This window comes from Corallococcus sp. AB018 (assembly GCF_003986945.1).
Classification (GTDB): domain Bacteria; phylum Myxococcota; class Myxococcia; order Myxococcales; family Myxococcaceae; genus Corallococcus; species Corallococcus exiguus.
In genome coordinates, this window is the sequence record NZ_RAWR01000055.1 from 1 (window position 1) to 17,224 (window position 17,224).

Annotated in this window: 13 protein-coding genes; 7 read left to right on the plus strand and 6 right to left on the minus strand. The window is 70.2% G+C overall.

Annotated elements, in window-relative coordinates:
- Positions 1–481 (plus strand): energy transducer TonB (locus D7Y11_RS13855; RefSeq protein WP_148139206.1); only part of this gene is annotated, 481 nt, incomplete at its 5' end.
- A 52-nt stretch (positions 482–533) separates the two neighbouring features.
- Here the strand turns inward: D7Y11_RS13855 and D7Y11_RS13860 are convergent.
- Positions 534–986 (minus strand): MarR family winged helix-turn-helix transcriptional regulator, encoded by a 453-nt coding sequence (locus D7Y11_RS13860; protein ID WP_233597170.1) that lies wholly within the window; start codon positions 984–986, stop codon positions 534–536.
- Between the two features lie 239 nt (positions 987–1,225).
- Between D7Y11_RS13860 and D7Y11_RS13865 the strand changes: the two genes are divergently transcribed.
- Both D7Y11_RS13865 and D7Y11_RS13870 read left to right on the plus strand, forming a co-directional pair.
- Positions 1,226–2,611: a TolC family protein gene (locus D7Y11_RS13865; protein ID WP_120578415.1), complete on the plus strand. Its 1,386-nt coding sequence runs from the start codon at positions 1,226–1,228 to the stop codon at positions 2,609–2,611.
- Between the two features lie 143 nt (positions 2,612–2,754).
- Positions 2,755–2,964 carry a hypothetical protein gene (locus D7Y11_RS13870; RefSeq protein ID WP_120578416.1) on the plus strand — a complete coding sequence of 70 codons (210 nt, stop codon included), beginning with the start codon at positions 2,755–2,757 and terminating at the stop codon, positions 2,962–2,964.
- 49 nt (positions 2,965–3,013) lie between these two features.
- Here the strand turns inward: D7Y11_RS13870 and D7Y11_RS13875 are convergent, their stop codons facing one another.
- Positions 3,014–4,015 carry a Rieske 2Fe-2S domain-containing protein gene (locus D7Y11_RS13875; RefSeq protein WP_233607281.1) on the minus strand — a complete coding sequence of 334 codons (1,002 nt, stop codon included), beginning with the start codon at positions 4,013–4,015 and terminating at the stop codon, positions 3,014–3,016.
- Between the two features lie 142 nt (positions 4,016–4,157).
- Here D7Y11_RS13875 and D7Y11_RS13880 point away from each other — a divergent pair, with 142 nt between their 5' ends.
- On the plus strand, positions 4,158–5,051 hold the full coding sequence (locus D7Y11_RS13880; RefSeq protein ID WP_233607282.1) for a DUF547 domain-containing protein: 894 nt from the start codon (positions 4,158–4,160) through the stop codon (positions 5,049–5,051).
- A gap of 46 nt (positions 5,052–5,097) precedes the next feature.
- On the plus strand, positions 5,098–6,156 hold the full coding sequence (locus D7Y11_RS13885) for an oxidoreductase (RefSeq protein ID WP_126933932.1): 1,059 nt from the start codon (positions 5,098–5,100) through the stop codon (positions 6,154–6,156).
- A 132-nt stretch (positions 6,157–6,288) separates the two neighbouring features.
- On the opposite strand, the gene D7Y11_RS13890 is transcribed toward D7Y11_RS13885, so the two are convergent.
- From D7Y11_RS13890 to D7Y11_RS13905, 4 genes are all read right to left on the minus strand, one after another.
- Positions 6,289–7,221, minus strand: a complete 933-nt coding sequence (locus tag D7Y11_RS13890; RefSeq protein ID WP_121779762.1) for an ROK family protein — start codon at positions 7,219–7,221, stop codon at positions 6,289–6,291.
- 50 nt (positions 7,222–7,271) lie between these two features.
- Positions 7,272–8,642 (minus strand): phosphomannomutase/phosphoglucomutase, encoded by a 1,371-nt coding sequence (locus D7Y11_RS13895; RefSeq protein WP_120561255.1) that lies wholly within the window; start codon positions 8,640–8,642, stop codon positions 7,272–7,274.
- A gap of 169 nt (positions 8,643–8,811) precedes the next feature.
- On the minus strand, positions 8,812–11,211 hold the full coding sequence (locus tag D7Y11_RS44260; RefSeq protein WP_233607283.1) for a serine/threonine-protein kinase: 2,400 nt from the start codon (positions 11,209–11,211) through the stop codon (positions 8,812–8,814).
- A 214-nt stretch (positions 11,212–11,425) separates the two neighbouring features.
- Complete coding sequence (locus tag D7Y11_RS13905) at positions 11,426–12,487, minus strand: mannose-1-phosphate guanylyltransferase (protein WP_121779763.1); 1,062 nt, start codon at positions 12,485–12,487, stop codon at positions 11,426–11,428.
- Positions 12,488–12,668: 181 nt separating this feature from the next.
- Between D7Y11_RS13905 and D7Y11_RS13910 the strand changes: the two genes are divergently transcribed.
- Together D7Y11_RS13910 and D7Y11_RS13915 are read left to right on the plus strand one after the other, a co-directional pair.
- Positions 12,669–15,416 (plus strand): GDSL-type esterase/lipase family protein, encoded by a 2,748-nt coding sequence (locus D7Y11_RS13910; RefSeq protein ID WP_126933933.1) that lies wholly within the window; start codon positions 12,669–12,671, stop codon positions 15,414–15,416.
- 3 nt (positions 15,417–15,419) lie between these two features.
- Positions 15,420–16,892 carry an MBOAT family protein gene (locus D7Y11_RS13915; RefSeq protein WP_126933934.1) on the plus strand — a complete coding sequence of 491 codons (1,473 nt, stop codon included), beginning with the start codon at positions 15,420–15,422 and terminating at the stop codon, positions 16,890–16,892.
- Positions 16,893–17,224 lie beyond the last annotated feature (332 nt).

Genomic DNA, 17,224 nt, shown 5'->3' on the forward strand with positions numbered 1-17,224 from the left:
GGCCCCGCCGCCGCCCAATGACACGCCGCCGCCGGAGCCGTCCGCCAAGCCGCCGCCGTTGGTGGTGGGCATGACCATGTCGTCCACCACCAGCGCGGGCTCCTTCGCCGCGCCCGTGGGCAACACCGCCTACGGCAAGGCCAACGGCACCGCGAAGGCGCCCCAGGACGTGAAGGGCTACTCCGCGCCCAAGTACGTGCCCGTGTACCAGGTGGACACGGAGCCCTCCGTCGCGTCCGAGGTGAAGATTCCCTACCCGGACGAGGCGCGCCGCGCGGGCATCGAGGGCACCGTCACGCTCTCCATCACCATCGACGCGGAGGGCAAGGTGAGCAACGTGAAGGTCATCTCCGGGCCCGGCTACGGCCTCAACGAGGCCGCGCGTGACGCCATCCGCCGCTTCCGCTTCAAGCCGGCCATCAAGGGCGGCGAAGCGGTGGCCACGGAGATGAAGTACTCGTACACCTTCCTGCTGGACTGAAGGCACGCGCCCCGGAAGCTTCGGCCTGAGCCGTGGCTCCGGGGCGATGCGCCTACTGCGTCTTGAGCGCGCGGCGCATGATGTCGCGCAGCGCCGCCAGGTCCTCGTCCGGCATCGCGGCGATGAGGGGCGGCGGCGAGCTCAGCCGCGCCATCAGCCGGCCGCGCAGCTCCGCGCCGGCCTCCGTCAGCACCAGCATCTTCACGCGGCGGTCCTGCTCGCTGCTCTTGCGCTCCACCAGCCCGCGCGCCTCCAGCCGGTCCACCAGCCCCGTCACGTTGGAAGCGTCACACGACAGGTAGTTGGCGAGCGTGCTCATGGCGAGCGCTCCCTCGCCCAGCTGCCTCAACACGTGCGCCTGCACGGGAGACAGGTCGAACTCCGCCGCCAGCGCGGGGAAGTTGCGCATGTGCGTGTGCAGCAGCTCGAAGAGGAGCGTCCACGCCTGCTCCGGCAGCCCACTCCCACCCTCCGACAGGTCGGTGGTGGCCGCCGACCGGCGCATCACCTGCTCGCTAGGACCGTCGCTGAAGCCGTTCATAGTGAAGTTACGTTAAGTCATCGGACGCACATAAACAATTGACATCATCAACCATTGACCGCTACTACATTCCGCATATTCCAACATCCGACAGTGCGGAGTACTTTCACGAGGCCCTGGGGTCGGGTAGAGGACGCAACGCAGTCGTCCATTGGACGGATCCGCCTCGCGCTCCCGCGGGTCGGTGAGGAGGTCGAAGCGGTATGAGTACCTTTCTGGCGCTGTCCCTGTCGGCCACCCTGGCAGCGGCGCCCGTACTGACGCTGGATGAGGCACTGGAGTCCGCCCGCCAGCAGAACCTCGATTTGAAAATCGCCCAGGAGCGCTTCGAGCAGGCATCGCTCGCGACGCGCAAGGCCTGGTCGGGCTACCTGCCCACCATCACCGCTGGGGCCTCCATCACGCGCAACAACGTGGCGGCCATCATCCCGGCAGGCCCTATCGCCCCGGTGGACATCACCATCCAGCCGCTCATCCAGAAGGGTGCTCAGCTGGAGGCGCGGCAGGCCATCATCGCGCCGCAGCTGTGGGCGGGCATCGCGGCCTCCTACAAGTCCGTGCAACTGGCGGAGCTCAACACGCAGACGGCGCGCCGGCAGGTGCTCTTCGGCGTGGCGCAGGCGTACTACGGCGCCGCGGCGCAGCAGGAAGCCCTGCGCGCGCAGGAGCGGCTGCTGGAGCTGAACCAGGCGCGGGAGAAGGACACCCAGGCCCGGTTCGACGCGGGCACGGTGACGCGCGTGGCGCTGCTGCGCGCCCAGCTGGACCGCTCCCGCGCGGAGCAGGACCTGGTGCGCGCGAAGAACGCGCTCGCGGGCCTGAAGCTGGCGCTGGGCACGCTCATCCAGCGCGAGCCGGAGTTCGACCTGGCCCCGCCGCCGGAGCCGACGGTGCCCGCGCAGGCGTCGCCGGACGACCTGGTCAACCAGGCCATCCAGGAGCGCTCGGACGTGCAGGCCGCGGAAGTGGGCCTGAAGCTCAGCCGCATCAACAAGACGGGCGTCATCCTGAGCTACCTGCCCACGCTGGGCGTGACGGGCGCCTACCGCATCGCGAACGCGGCGGGCTTCACCGGCCAGAACGAGACCTGGGCCATCACCTTCGGCGCCAGCTGGACGCTGTTCGACGGCGGCCTGCGTGAGGCGAACCTCTCCGAGGCGTCGTCGCGCGTGCGTGAAGCCACCGTCACCCAGGTGCTGGCGCAGGCCCGCGTGAAGGAAGAGGTGCGTCGCTCCAAGCTGGACCTGGAGAACGCGCTGGCCAACCGCTCCAAGGCCGAGGAGGCCCTGGAGCTGGCGCGCGAGTCCAACCGCCTGACGGACGTGAGCTTCAAGGCGGGCGTCGCCACCTACCTGGAAGTCGCGGACGCCAACACCGCGCTCACCAACGCGGAAGTGGGCTTCGTGTCCGAGCGCCTCCAGGCGTCGCTCGCCGCGCTGCGCCTGCTCAACTCGCTGGGCTCCTTCGAGTCCGGTTCGGTGAAGAAGGACGCGGCCGCCCTGGGCGCGGAGCCCGGCGCGGGCGCGCCGAAGTCGCAGCAGCCTGCCCAGGAGCAGCCGGCTCCGCAGCAGCCCGCGCCCCAGCAGTAGGCGCGGTGTGACGAGCCATTCCCGGCGCCCGCTTCAGGGCGCCGGGTCCCCTGCCCTCCCGGGCGGGAAGCAGGTGCTTCGTTGTGGGGGTCCATCACCGGCCCCACCCTCCTCTGTAGGACCCGTTCCACGAGGAGGGAACCATGGCGGATGAATCCTGGGGCAACTGCAAGAACTGTCGGTTCTTCGCGGGCAACAGCGACGAGCCGAGCGAAGACGCGACGCAGAGCTGCAATCAGCCGGAGCTCCAGCAGTTCGCGCTCGTGGTCTCCGGCAACAGCGGCTGCAACGCCTACGAGGCCCGCACCGGCGAGACGGTACCCTCATACGAAGAGCCCGCGCCGATGCACTGAGGACTCGCGTGTCCCATCGGTCCTCGCGATGCCACGGCTGTCCTGTCGTTCAGGTGCCGGTGGCGTCGCGGACCTGGGGCAGCGCCGGTTCAGGCGGGTGCGCGTAGTAGATGCGCTCCATGAGCTTGCGCTGGTGCACGAGCGGCTTGTCGTACTTGTCCAGCCGCATGCCCTTGTGGCTGTAGGGCGTGTCCGCGACGGTGGAGATGAAGCGCGCGTCATCGCGCACCTCCCACCAGGTGAGCCCCAGCGCGGCCTTCGCCGCCACCGGCAGCAGGGGCCTCAGCGCGGGCACCGTCGTGCGCAGGAAGGAGAAGACGTGCAGGCGCGTGGTGCGCGCCGTCTCCGGCACGAAGAAGATATGCGCCTGCGTGATGAAGGGGCGCGGCGCTCCCGAGGGCTGGATCCAACTGACGGTGTAGACGCTGCGCACCGGGTCGAAGCGCGTCACCCAGTCATTGCGGAAGAAGTCCCCCTTGCCCACCGCGAGCAGGCGCATGATGGGCGCGGGCCGCTGCGGGGCGCGGTAGTGCACCTCCGTGTGGTCGTCGTGGTTGTGCGCCTCGAACTCCACCGCGCCCGCCTGCGAGCCGCTCCACCCCAGCCGGGTGTGGACGAAGGGCGTGTGCTCGTCCTCGCTGAAGTTGTCGAGCGCCACGTGCAGCGGCGCCTGGAACAGCGTGGAGAACGTCCCGCCGAAGACGTAGTCGCCGCTGGCGAGCTCCGGCATCGCGGACTCGGGCGTGTCCGCGTGCGCGAGCCAGAGGTAGCCGTGGCGCTCCACCACCTGGAAGCTCTTCGCCTCGCAGTGGCGCAGCTCCGGCTGGCTGGGGTTGGTGCCGTGGCCTTTCGAGTCGAAGCGCCAGCCATGGTACGGGCACTGGAGCTGGCCCTCCTTCGTCACGAGGCCCTTCGACAGCGGCGCGAAGCGGTGCGGACACGCGTCCGACAGCGCCGCGGCCTTGCCGGCGGCGTCCCGGAAGAGCGCGTAGGCGTGGCCCGCAAGCTCCACCCGGACGGGCTGGCGGCGGAGCTGACGGGAGGGGAGCACCGGATGGAAATGCCTGACGACGTCGGGGGTAGGCTCCATGGCGCCAGCAGTATAGCGGGCTGTCGCGGTGGACCCCGGTGGGTCGCACGAAGACCTGAAGGTGTGGGAGGCCGGCCTCGCGGGTGGCATAGACTGCCCGGCCGTGAAAGCTCCCGTCCCTTCCCGCCGCCGTGCGCGCTGGTTCGCCGTGGCGACCATGGCCGTGCTGGTGGCGCTCGCCACGGGGGCATGGCTGTACGTGCGCGGCGCACTGCCGGCGCCGGTGCCCCCAGCAGCAGGGCCCTTCAGCTACACGGACTATGCGCAGGCGCTGAGCCACGTGCGCCCCAGCGGGGACCTGGACTTCGAGGGCCTCCGGCGTGACCGCGCGGTGCTGGAGCGCTTCGTCGCGTCGCTCGCGGCGGTGTCGCCACACCGGAAGCCGGAGCTCTTCCCGTCGCCCGAGGACGGGCTGGCGTACTGGATCAACGCGTACAACGCGCTGGTGCTCATGCAGCTCGTGGAGCGCTACCCGAACGGGGTGGATGCCTCCTGGTTCGGCCGCTTCTACTGGGGCCGCACGTGGCCGGTGGGCGGCGAGCGGCTGACGCTGTACGCCCTGGAGCAGCGCATCCTCCTGGGCGAGTACGCCGACCCGCGCGTGCACTTCGCCCTCTTCCGGGGGACGCGCGGCGGGCCCCGGCTGGACGGCGCCCCCTATCAGCCGGAGTTCCTGGACGCCCAGCTCAACGACGCCAGCCGCCAGTACGTGGGGGATGCGCGGAACGTGAAGCTGGAGGACAAGACCGTGCGCCTGGCGCACCTGTTCGAGGACCAGAAGCAGGACTTCCTCAACGCGCTGCCGGAGGGCCGTGGCGGCAACGTGCTCCAGTTCGTCTGGGCCTTCCTGCCGGACACCTGCGAGGAGCGCCCGGGCTGCGACACGCGCGGCGACCTGGACCGCGCCTGCGGCCCCGACCTGGACAAGTGCCGCATCGCCTTCGTCCACGAGGACACCTCGCTGCCCGACGCCGCGAGCACCGCCGAGCGGCGCTGAGTTAGCGTCCCTCCATCGCGGACGAACACGCGGGAGGCAGCGGCGCATGACGATGGGAGCGGTGTGGCTGGCGACGTGGCTGGCGCTGGGGAGCGCGGACATGAAGTGGGAGCCGCAGGCGAGCGGGACGACGGTGCGGCTGCGCGGCGTGAGCGCGGTGGACAGCCGCGTCGCGTGGGCCAGCGGCGACAAGGGCACCGTCGTGCGCACCACGGATGGTGGAAAGACGTGGACGCGAGCCCCCGTGCCGGATGCGGACGGGTTGGACTTCCGCGACGTGGATGCCTTCAGCGACCGCACCGCCTACGTGCTGTCCATTGGCGCGGGTGACAAGTCGCGCATCTACAAGACGACGGACGGCGGCGCGCACTGGACGCTCCAGTTCACCAACACCGTGCCCGGGGCCTTCTTCAACGGCATGGCCTTCTGGGACGAACAGCACGGCATCGCGTTCAGCGACCCGGTGGAAAGGCACTTCGTCGTCATCACCACGGAGGACGGTGGCGCGACGTGGAAGCCCGTGCCGCAAGGGGCACTGCCGGCCGCGCTCGAGGGTGAAGCGGGCTTCGCCGCCAGCGGCACGAGCATCGCGGTGTACGGCAAGTCCCACGTCTGGTTCGGGCTGGGGGGCTCCATCGCGCGCGTGCTGCACTCGGCGGACCGGGGCAAGACCTGGGGCATCGCGCCCACGCCGCTGGCCACGGGTGAAGGCGCGGGCGTGTTCTCGCTCTACTTCTGGAGCTCCATGGCGGGCGTCGCCGTGGGCGGCAACTACAAGCAGCCGGAGGTGGCCACCAGCAACGCGGCGCTCACGATGGACGCGGGCAAGCGCAAGTGGACCGTGCCGGAGAAGGCGCCCGGGGGCTACCGCTCCTGCGTGGCCCCGTTCACGCCCGAGAAGAAGATGTGGCTCATCACCGTGGGGCCCACGGGTTCGGACGTGTCGAAGGACACGGGGAGGACTTGGGAACCGCTGGACACCACCGGCTTCCACGCCGTGTCCACCCCTCCTCGCAAGCAGGACACGGCCTGGGCCGTTGGCGAGGAGGGCCGCATCGCGAAGCTGGTCTTCACGAGCGCGGCGCCAGCGCCAAAGCAGCCGTAGCGCTCCGGCGCCCTTCCCACCGCAGAACAGCCATGCTTGGCGCGAGCCGCATCGCATGGCAGCGGCTTCGCGCCGCGAGCGCCCTGACGGGACCTGCATGGCGCGGGGAGCATCCTCCCCGCGCCGGGTGCTTCACTTCACCAGCAGCGCCGCGCCGATGATGCCGCTGTCATCGCCCAGCTCCGCGTCGGCGATGAGCAGGCCCTCGCGCGACACGCGGGACGACCACTGCTGTACGCCGTCCAGCACCTGCCGCTTGATGCCCGGGCAGTGCGTCAGCACACCGCCGCCCAGCACCAGACGCGACGGGTTGAGCACCGTCACGTAGTTGGCCACCGCGAGCGCCAGGAACCGCGCCGCGCGGTCGTGGATCTCCTTGGCCTTCGCGTCCCCCGCCTCCGCCGCCGTCTCCAACGTCACCGGGGTGATGGTGTCCGGGTCGTCGTGGGCCAGCGTCTCCAGCACGCGCGAGCCGCCGGACGCCAGGAGTTCCTTCGTCTGCGCGATGAGGTTGTGGCCGCCCGCGTACGCCTCCAGGCAGCCGTGCTCACCGCAGCCGCACAGCCGGCCACCGGGCACCACCTTGATGTGGCCCAGCTCGCCCGCCACGCCGCCGCCGCCCTGCACCAGCCGCCCATCCGCGATGATGGCGCTGCCCACGCCGGAGCCCACGAACACCACCAGGATGTCCTGGGCGCCGCGACCCGCGCCCGCGTGCAGCTCGCCCCACGCCGCCGCGGACAGGTCGTTCACCACCTTCACGTCGAAGCCCAGCCGCTTCGTCAACATCGCCGCCAGCGGCACGTCACGCCAGCCCAGGTTGGGCGCCACGGAGATGACGCCCGTGTCCTTGTGGATCTGCCCCGCCGCGCCCACGCCGCAGCCGTCCACCTTCACGCCGGACTGCTTCACCGCCTCTTCCGCCGCCTGGGCGATGGTCTCCACCACGCCCTGCGGCTTGCGGTCCTGCACCGCGACCTTGGCGCTCGCGAGGATTTCACCCTTCCCGTCCACCACCGCGGCCCGGGCGAACGTCCCGCCCAGGTCGATTCCCAGCGTCGGCATGTCCAGCTCCCTCCCTTACGTGCGTGTGCTTCGCGTGGAGCGCGAAAGGCTCAGGCGCCGACTTCCTTCTGCGCCTGGGCGACCGTCTTCTCGATGAGCGCCTGAATCTCCTTCACGCGGGCCTCCGTGCTGGCCTCGTAGCGCAGCACCAGGATGGGCTGCGTGTTCGACGCGCGGATGAGGCCCCAGCCGTCCTCGAACGTCACGCGCACGCCGTCCACGTCCACCACCTTGTGGCCCGCGTCGCGGAGAATCTCCGTGGCGCGCTTCACCATGGCGAACTTCTTCTCCTCCGTCGTGTCGAAGCGCAGCTCGGGGCTGGCGAAGGTCTTCGGCACGTCGGAGAGCAGCTGCGACATGGACTGCTTCTCGTGCGTCAAAATCTCCAGCAGGCGCGCGGACGCGTACACCGCGTCGTCGAAGCCGAAGTAGCGGTGCTTGAAGAAGATGTGACCGCTCATCTCGCCGGCCAGCTCCGCGTGCTCCTCCTTCATCTTCGACTTGATGAGCGAGTGGCCCGCCTTCCACATGATGGGCTTGCCGCCGTGCTTCGCGATGTCGTCGTACATCGTGTAGCTGCACTTCACCTCGCCGATGATGGCCGCGCCCGGGGACTCCTTCAGCACGTAGCGGCTGAAGAGCACCATCAGCTGATCACCCCAGAGCACGTTGCCCTGGTCGTCGATGACGCCGATGCGGTCGCTGTCGCCGTCGTACGCGATGCCGACCTCCGCCTTGACCTCCTTCACCTTCTTGATGAGGTCCTGGAGGTTCTCCACCACCGTGGGGTCCGGGTGGTGGTTGGGGAAGTCCGCGTCCATCTCGCAGAACAGGGGCACCACGTCGAAGCCCATGCTCTCGAACAGGGGCACCGCGATGGCGCCGCCCGTGCCGTTGCCCGCGTCGATGACGATCTTCATCCCCTTGCGGCCCACCTTCACCGTCTGACGGATGAAGTGGTTGTAGGGCGTGATGATGTCGAAGGGCGTGACCTTGCCGGGCTTGTTCGAGGTCGCGAAGTCCTTGGCCTCGATGAGGCGGCGCAGCTCCTTGATTTCGGGGCCGTGGAAGGTCGTCTTGCCCGCGCCAATCTTGAAGCCGTTGAACTCCTTCGGGTTGTGGCTGCCGGTGATCATCGCCAGGCCGTCCACGGGCAGCGTGTTCGCCGCGAAGTAGGTCAGCGGCGTCGGCACCACGCCCACGTCGTAGACGTCCAGGCCGGTGGCGGTGAGGCCCTTCGCGAGCGCGTCGCGGAAGCGCGTGGAGGACTCGCGGCAGTCGCGGCCCACCACGATGGAGGTGCCGCCCTTGCGGCGGATCATGGTGCCCAGACCCAGGCCCAGGAGCTCCACCACCTCGATGGTGAGGTCCTTGTCCACCAGGCCTCGGATGTCGTACTCGCGGAAGATGTGCGCGTTCATGGCAGTGTCCCCACCCTCGACAGGAACCGGGAGGGCGTAACGGAAGGCGTCGGACACTACACGAGCGGGCCTGGGGGCTGCACACGCCCGAACGGGCCCGGCTGACTGTTGAACGCCCGGCCCCCCTGGGAGGGCGGAACCTACCCCCGGCGAGGGCTGATGGCCCCCATCAGACCATGGCCCCGGGGGCCTGGGCACCAACACCGGCTCCGGAGCCTGCTGGCACCCGCCGCAGCAGCGACTGGTAGTGCTTCAGCCAGGACGTGTTCAGCGGGTCCAGCTTGAGGGCCTCCGCGTAGCGCTCCAGCGCGGCGGGAACAGCCCGTTGGACCTCCAACGCATGTCCCTGGGTGAAGAGGGCGCGGGCCTTCTTCTCCACCTCCGGACGGGCGGCGAGGAAGGCGCTGCGCAGGGCCTCCATGGTGGGCTCCGGGACGCCCGCGGCGACGCAGCGGGCAAGGCCGCTCACGTTGCCCCGGGTGGCGTCGTAGCCCACGCGGGAGAGCGGATCGCCGAGCATCCGCTGCGCGGCCAGCACGCGCACGCGCAGGGCGTCCAGGGCCTGACGCTGCACGGTGGGCAGCGGGCGGTGCTGGAAGGCGAGCAGGCGGCGCAGGGCGGCCTGGGCGCGGCGGTGGATGTCACCAAAGTCCGCGTCGTGCTTCGCGCCCAGCAGCGTGTAGGGGTCCCGGGCGACGGCCTCCGCTCGGGACAGCATGCGGCCAAGCTCCCCGTCGGGCGCGGGCTCTGCGTCCTCCATGAGGGCGCGGGAGAGCAGCCGGCCCAGCGCGGGGAACTCGTCGGAGAAATGGACGAAGACGCCCGCAGGCACGTTCCAGGTGCGCGCTTCGTCGAAGGTGACGTGGCGGACGACGTCGCAGGCGCCCAGGGCCGTCTCGCCCCGGAAGGACACCTCCACCGTCAGCCGCGCGGCGAGCGGGGGCAGCGAGCCCTGGCACTCGGCGAAGAGACCCTCGGGGGCGACGTCGCTCACGGAGACGGACTGGAGGACTTCGCCCGGCGTGAGGCCCAGGCGCACGCGCAGGTCCGAGGGCGCGTCCGTGCGGGGCGCGGAGGCCTCCAGGGGCGGCACGGCGTTCACCAGCGGAATGGGCGCGGCTTCATCGACGACGTCCACCAGCGGAATGGGCGGAGGCGACAGAATGGACACGGGCTCCAGCGACGGCGCCAGGGTCATGAACGGGATGGCCGCGGCGCCCAGCGTGGACGTGGAGTTCACCGAGGGCTGCGCCATGACGTCCAGGGGCGAGGCCGGATCCACCAGCAGGATGGGCGCGGTGGCCTGGAGGGAGTTCGGCGTGACGATGCCGAGCTTCATCGTCTTGGCCGGCGCGTTGGGCACGTAGCCCTCGGCCGGCAGCTCCGGTTCGGCGGACCCCAGCAGCGCCACGGCGGAAGCCCAGAACGCGGCCACCTCCGCGCGCATGTCCCCCTCACCGGGACGGACGTTGGACGGCACGCCATGCGCCGCGCGCAACGCCGCATCCCCCACGGACGAGGCGGCCATGCCCCATTCAGGCACGTCCTCCACGATGTCGAAGTCGTCCGCCGCGCCGTGCGTCTCGGCAGACTCCTTCGCCGTGGCGACCACCTCCACCACATCGGACACATCCTCGGGAGCATCCGCGAACGCGTTGCGCACCGGCGCCTTCAGGCCCAGCGCCTCCGCGAGCGCGACGCGGAAGGCCCACGCGCTGTCGAACCGTTCCTCCGGCTTCGCGGCCAGCGCGCGCAGCAGCACGGTGGACAGCGCGGGCGGCACGTTCGGGTTGATGGCGTGAGGCGGGAACAGCGTCACGTCCGCGGAGCGCCCCAGGCCGAACGGCAGCCGGCCCGTCACCAGCAGGTAGCCCGCCACGCCCATCGCATGAACATCCGCGCGAGGGCTCCGGTTCATCCCCTCGCACTGCTCGGGAGCCATGAACGTGGGCGAGCCCACCGTCACGCCCTGCGTGCGCTCCTCCGGCGACAGCGCCGCTTCCCGCACCGCGCCCGCGCCGAAGTCCCGCACCCGCACGCGCCGCTCACCCTTCGCGTCGCGCGTGATGAACATCGAATCCAGCGTGAGGTCCCCATGCACCAGACCCCGCGCGTGCGCCGCCTCCAGCCCCGCGAGCGCCTGATCCAACACCTCGCCCACCTCGGCCGGCGACAGCGGCAGGGGCATCGCGCTCAGCGACTCACCCTCCGGCGCCTCCTGCAGCACGCAGGGCAGTCCTTGCGGACCGGGGCGCACGTCCAGCACGCGCGCCACGTGGCGGTGCACGACGTTGCGCTGCGCCAGCGCCTCCGCGATGAACCTCGCGCGCACGGCGGGACGGGCCGACAGGTGCGCGTGCAGCACCTTCACGGAGAAGCGGTGGCCGGTGGGCACGTACTCCGCCAGGTACAGCGACGCCACCGCCCCCACCTCCAGCCGGCGCTTCAGCATCAGCGGCCCGTGCCGCTGACCCTCCAGCGAATCCCCCGACACCGGAGGCCGGGCAGCGACGGGGCACGCCTCCCCATCCCGGTGTTCGCCCACGCAGCGCTTGCAGCCCATCGCCATCCCCGCCTGTCGCCCCGGAAATGGGGCGGACCCGGGATGGACTTGCAACCCGCGCGCCTCATGCCCGGGGCCCGCTTTCGTCCGGACCGCGACACTCCAACACCCGCGAGTGCCAGCAAACCCCGCAAAACGAACCAGGGCCCCCTGTAGAAACGACAGGGAGCCCCGGGAAGAAATGTGTGGGGTGAAACAGGAGGCGAAGTCGCCTCCAGGCCTACAGCAGCTTGGTGCGCTTCCGGGCCTTGAGGGCCTCGACGACCTTGCGGACGTCCTGGCTCTTGTCCTTGGGGACCACGAGCACGGCGTCACCGGAGTCCACCACCACCACGTCGTGCATGCCCACGACGGACAGAGTGCGCTTGTCGGACAGCACCACGCAGTTGGTGCAGTCCACCAGCACCGCGTCGCCGGAGACGACGTTGCCCTGCGCGTCGGCGGGGCGCACTTCGGGGATGGCGGCGAAGGAGCCCACGTCGGACCAGCCGAAGTCGCCGTCCAGCACCGCGATGTTCTCCGCCTTCTCCATCACGCCGTAGTCGATGGAAATGGAGGGCAGCTTGGGGAACACGCGCTTGAGCACGGCCGGGAAGGTGCGCTTGCCCGCGGCCTTCTGGAGCGCGTCCAGGCCCTTCTGCATCTCCGGCATGTGCTTCTGGAAGGCCGCCAGCATCACGTCCGCGCGGAAGACGAAGATGCCGCCGTTCCACAGGTAGTCGCCGCCGGCCAGGTACTCCTGCGCCGTCTTGAGGTCGGGCTTCTCCTTGAACGCCTTCACGCGGCGGCCGCCGCCGTCCAGCGCGGCACCGACCTGGATGTAGCCGTAGCCCGTCTCCGGGCGCGCGGGCTTGATGCCCAGCGTGACGATGTGGCCGCCTTCCGCGATGCGCGCCGCTTCCGCGAGCGTGCGCTGGAAGCCCTTCACGTCCGCCACGTGGTGATCCGACGGCAGCACCGCGAGCACGCCCTTGGGGTCGCGCGCGGCCACCTGGAGCGCGGCGAGCGCGATGGCGGGCGCGGTGTTGCGCGCCACGGGCTCCACCAGGAGGTTGCCCTTGGGCAGCCCCTTCACCAGCTTCAGCGCCGTCTTCGCGTGCACGGGGCCGCACACGATGAAGGTGTTCTTCACCGGGGCCAGGCCCTTGAGGCGCTGGGCGGTGTCGGTGAGCAGCGGCTGCTTGGAGGCCAGCGGGAGGAACTGCTTCGGACGGGCCTGGCGGGACAGCGGCCAGAAGCGGGTGCCGGAGCCTCCGGCCATGATGACGGGGTAGAGGGCCATATACGGGTGCGAGCTCCTAGGGGCGCACGCCGGCCCATGGCCTGGCGCGCACGGCGGCGCACCATAGCGCGTCGCGCCAGCGGAGGAAGGGGGCCCGGCCGCCTACCCTCCGAGGGATGGGGCGCGACAATGTGGGCAGAGTTTTGACCCGTCCCCAAAAAGCCAGTCTCATGCCCCGGCGTTGAGCCTCAAGCCCACATCCACCGGATGGACGCTGGCCTTCACCGTGCTGCTGGCGGTGGGGTTGTCCCTGGCGCCATTGCCGGAGAAGTTCCGCCCCCTCCCCAGCCTCCGTCAGGAAGGTTCGCTCGGGCCCAAGCTGGCGGCGCTCGTGCTGCCCGCGTCCCTGCGCGGCGTGAAGGCTCCGCGCCCGCCCTCGGACACCATGGTCCCGGACGCTCCGCCCACCGCGGTCGCGGAAGCGGACACCGCCGCCAACGACACGGATCCGAAGGCGGGCCCGCAGGTGGGGGAAGCCCCGGCCGTGCCCGGCATCGGGCTGGAGGAGCTGAGCGCCCCCACGCTGGCGACCGCGCTGGAGCTGGAATCGCTGCGCGAGCGCATGGGCGCGAAGCACGTGGACATCGAGCTCAACTGCCGGAAGACGCGCGCGGACGGAACGTGTGAAGAGGACGGCCTGGCGCCGTTCATGAAGGCGCTGGGAGATTTGCGCGCGGACGCGCGGCGCACGCCGGTGCGGGTGGTGCACCTGGGCGATTCGCTGATCGCCTCCGACTACGTCACGGACGTGGTGCGCGACCGGCTCCAGGAGCGCTTCGGTTCGGGCGGTCCGGGCTTCCTCTACATCCACCGGCTGGCGAGCGCAGGCCGCGCCACGCGCGCGGGCACCGCGAGCACGGATGGATGGAAGATGGAGCGGCTGGTGGACACGCACTGGCCCAAGGACCGCGTGGGCTGGACGGGCGTGGCCTTCTCCACGAGCGGCCCCGCGCAGTCCACGCGCTACTCCGTGGAGGGCGCGCGCGAGGCGGAGCTGTTCTTCCTGGCCCAGCCCGCCAACGGCTCCGTGCAGGTGGCGGTGGACGGAAAGAACACGCAGCGAATCCAGACGCGCGCGTTCGGATCCAAGGCGGAAGCGGCCTTCGCGCGGCTCAAGATTCCAGAAGGCGCCAAGACGCTGACGCTCACCACGAGCGGCAAGACGGAGCTGCACGGCGTGTCGGTGGAGTCGGGCACGCCGGGCGTCGTCTACGACACGGTGGGCCTGTTGGGCGGCATGGCGGAGGTGTACCTGCGCGCGCAGCCCCAGGCGTTCCGTGCGCAGCTCAAGCACCGCAAGCCGTCGCTGGTGGTGTTGATGGTGGGCGGCAACGAGGCGTTCTTCCTCTCGCGCGACCGCACCACGCTGGACGAGGTCCGCTCGCAGATGAAGGAGCTGGTGTCGCGCGTTCGCACGTCGGTGCCGGACGCGGCGTGCCTCGTCATGTCGCCCATCGACGCGGGCGTGCGCACGCTGAGCGGCGAGCTGATCACCCGCCGGCACTCGGCGGAGGTGTCGGAGGTGTTCCGCGAGGAGGCGCGCGCGGGAGGCTGCGCCTTCTACGACACGCTGGCGGCGATGGGCGGCGAGGGCTCCGCGCTCAAGTGGCTGGAGTCCGGCCTGATGCTGGAGGACCTGGTGCACCCGCGCGTGCGCGGCTCCAACCTGCTGGGCCACCTGTTCGACCTGGCGTTGCAGCGGGCCTTCGCGCGCACGCATCCGCCGCGAGTGCCGGGCACGGACACGACCGGCCTGCAGAACGCGGCCCCTTCGCTGCGCCGCACGTTCGAATCACTGGCACGCCGGGAGTCCGGCGCGAAGCTGCGAGTGGGCATCGCGCAGTTGGGCGCGTCGCACACGGCGGCGCACTACTTCTCCGACAAGGTCCGCGACGCGCTGACGAAGCGCTTCGGTGACGCGGGCCGGGGCTTCATCGCGGCGGGCAAGCCGTCCTCCCGGCTGGAGGGGGCGCGCGTGACGCGCACGCTGGACGGTGCGTGGACGGTGGAGGACGCGAAGAGCACGCCTGGAGGCGTCTCCGGAAGCATCTGGGGGCTCACCGGCATCCGCGCGGTGGGAGCGCCCGGCGCGAGCCTGGGCATCTCCTTCTGCGAAGGCTGCGCGGAGGAAAAGAACCGCCAGGGCCGGCTGGACCTGTACGCGCTGGACGCGCCGGGGGCCGCGGCGCCTGAAATCACGGTGGACGGTGAAGAAATTCCTCCGGAAGCACCGCCGCCGGAGCCGCTGACGCAGCCGACGGTGCGCATCCGTTCGTTCCCGGTGACGGGCGTGGCGCACTCGGTCCAGGTGAAGGTGCCGGAGGGTGGCGGGAGCGCGACGGTGCTGGGCGCGTCGCTGGAGTACGACGTGCCGGGGCTGGTGTACGACGCGCTCGGGTTGCCCGGGGCCACGGCCTTCACGGCGCGGGACATGGATGCACCGGCGATGGACGCGCAGCTGACCGCGCGCCGGCCGGACCTGCTGGTGTTCTGGTACGGCACCAACGAGGCGGAGCTGCCGGGGTTGGACGCGAACGGGCTGCGCCAGGACTACGCGGCGTTGATTGCACGCATGCGCAAGGCGACGGGCGCGGAGTGCCTGGTCATCGGCCCCACGGACCGGCTCCAGCAGGAAGCGAACGGCCAGTGGGACGAGGCGCCGTCGCTGGCGAAGGTGCTGAACACGTTGCCGCAGGTGGCGAAGGACGCCGGGTGTGCGTACTGGTCCGCGCGAGCGGCGATGGGCGGTGAGCGCTCCATGCAGCGCTGGCAGCGCCAGTCGGAGCCGCTGGGCCACGCGGACGGGGTGCACCTGACGGCGCAGGGTTACGCGGTGCTGGCGAACGCGTTCGTGAAGGACCTGATGGCGGCGTACGAGTCCACGAAGAAGGGCGGCGAGCCGACAGCCTCCGCCGCGGGAGCGCCCTGAGCCGTGCTGTCCCACAGCCTCCAGTACGTCGTCTTCGTCATCGTGGTGTTCGCGCTCTACTGGGCGGTGCACCGGCATTACTGGCCGCGGATGCTGTTGCTGCTGGCGGCCAGCCTGATGGTCTACGTGTCGTTCCTGCAGGTGCCGCTGACCGCGTTCGTGGGCGGGATGCCCGTGGGCGAGCTGGTCGTGAAGCTGGTGCCGCTGTTCATCTTCCTGGCCGGCGTGACGGTGGATCACCTGCTGGTGAAGGGGATGGGGAGCACGGAGCGGCCGGGGCTGCGCAAGCTGCTGGTGGTGCTGTCCATCGTCTCCAACCTGGGGCTCCTGGCGGGCTTCAAGTACCTGGAGCTGTTGCGCAGGACGGTGTCGTCGCTGCTGGGGCCCTGGGGCGTGGAGGTGCGACCGGAGCCGTTCCATTTCCTGCTGCCGGTGGGCCTGTCGTTCTTCGTGTTCCAGGCCATCAGCTACACGGTGGACGTGTACCGGGGGAAGGCGAGCTCCGAGCACTCGTTCGTGGAGCACCTGCTCTACATGTTGTTCTTCCCGCGGGTGTTGAGCGGGCCGATTGTCCGCGCGTCGGAGTTGATGGCGCACTTCCGGGAAGTGCCCACGCTGTCGTCGGACGACGGGAACAAGGCGTTGTTCCGCGTCGCCGTAGGGCTGGTGAAGAAGCTGGTCATCGCGGACGTGCTGGGCAGCGGCATCGTGGATCCGGTGTTCGGCAGTCCGCACGCGTACTCGTCGGCGGAGTGCGCGGTGGCGGCGGTCGCGTACACGTTGGAGCTGTACTACGACTTCTCGGGGTACTCGGACATCGCGATTGGTGTGGCGTCGCTGTTCGGCTTCAAGTTCCCGGAGAACTTCGCGAGGCCGTACCTGGCGAAGAACCTGTTCGAGTTCTGGAACCGCTGGCACATGAGCCTGTCGTCATGGCTGCGGGACTACCTGTACATCCCGCTGGGCGGCAACCGCCGGTCGAAGCCGCGCGTGTGCTTCAACCTGATGATGGTGATGGTGCTGGGAGGCCTGTGGCACGGGGCGGACTGGCGCTTCGCGGTCTGGGGCGCGGTGCACGGCGTGGCGTTGTGCGGGGTGCGGTGCTGGTGGTGGTTCAAGGGCAAGCAGCAGGAGCCGGGCCCGGCGCGCGTGGCCATCGGGATGCTGGCCACGTTCACGCTGGTGGTGTTGACGCGAGTGGTGTTCCGAGCGCCGGACATGGCGCACGCGGGTGAGTTCTACGCCCGGATGCTAGCGGGAATCCCCGGCCTGGCGAACGTGGGTCCGCTGGTGTGGAGCATGCTGGCCATCGCGATCATTGCGCACGCGGTACCGATGAAGCTCTACGACACCGCGGCGCTCGTGTTCCTCAAGATGCCCGCGCCCGCGAGGGCGGTGGTGCTGGTGCTGCTGGGGTTGGGTATCCGCCAGCTGTCCACGCTGGAAACCCGGCCGTACGTGTATCTGCAGTTCTGAGGACGCTGCCATCCTCGATAGAGCCTGGATGGCAACTTGTAAGCCGTATTTACAAGTTCGCGGAGAGGATATCCGGCACCTCGCCGTTGGCATCCTAATGCGTAGCTAACGCGTACTTGCCATTCCCAAGTATGCTGCCATCCGATGGCTTCCTTCCGGCAACGACTCGGATTCACCGTGGCGTGCCTGGGCATCGCATGCGCGAGCTCAGGTGCTCGGCGATTCTACGTAGCATCGGAACTCTCCACGCAGGACGGGTTGGAGGGGCTAACCATTGCTCCTGGGCCATGGCCGGAGATTCCCGCTGTCTTGACGCAATCCGCGCTTGTTCC

What these genes read in the sequence shown, in the direction of transcription:
- D7Y11_RS13905 (WP_121779763.1), bottom strand. Translation starts at nt 12,487, where the DNA reads ATGGCCCTCTACCCCGTCATCATGGCCGGAGGCTCCGGCACCCGCTTC.
- D7Y11_RS13865 (WP_120578415.1), top strand. Translation starts at nt 1,226, where the DNA reads ATGAGTACCTTTCTGGCGCTGTCCCTGTCGGCCACCCTGGCAGCGGCG.
- D7Y11_RS13885 (WP_126933932.1), top strand. Translation starts at nt 5,098, where the DNA reads ATGACGATGGGAGCGGTGTGGCTGGCGACGTGGCTGGCGCTGGGGAGC.
- D7Y11_RS13895 (WP_120561255.1), bottom strand. Translation starts at nt 8,642, where the DNA reads ATGAACGCGCACATCTTCCGCGAGTACGACATCCGAGGCCTGGTGGAC.
- D7Y11_RS44260 (WP_233607283.1), bottom strand. Translation starts at nt 11,211, where the DNA reads ATGGCGATGGGCTGCAAGCGCTGCGTGGGCGAACACCGGGATGGGGAG.
- D7Y11_RS13890 (WP_121779762.1), bottom strand. Translation starts at nt 7,221, where the DNA reads ATGCCGACGCTGGGAATCGACCTGGGCGGGACGTTCGCCCGGGCCGCG.
- D7Y11_RS13870 (WP_120578416.1), top strand. Translation starts at nt 2,755, where the DNA reads ATGGCGGATGAATCCTGGGGCAACTGCAAGAACTGTCGGTTCTTCGCG.
- D7Y11_RS13860 (WP_233597170.1), bottom strand. Translation starts at nt 986, where the DNA reads ATGCGCCGGTCGGCGGCCACCACCGACCTGTCGGAGGGTGGGAGTGGG.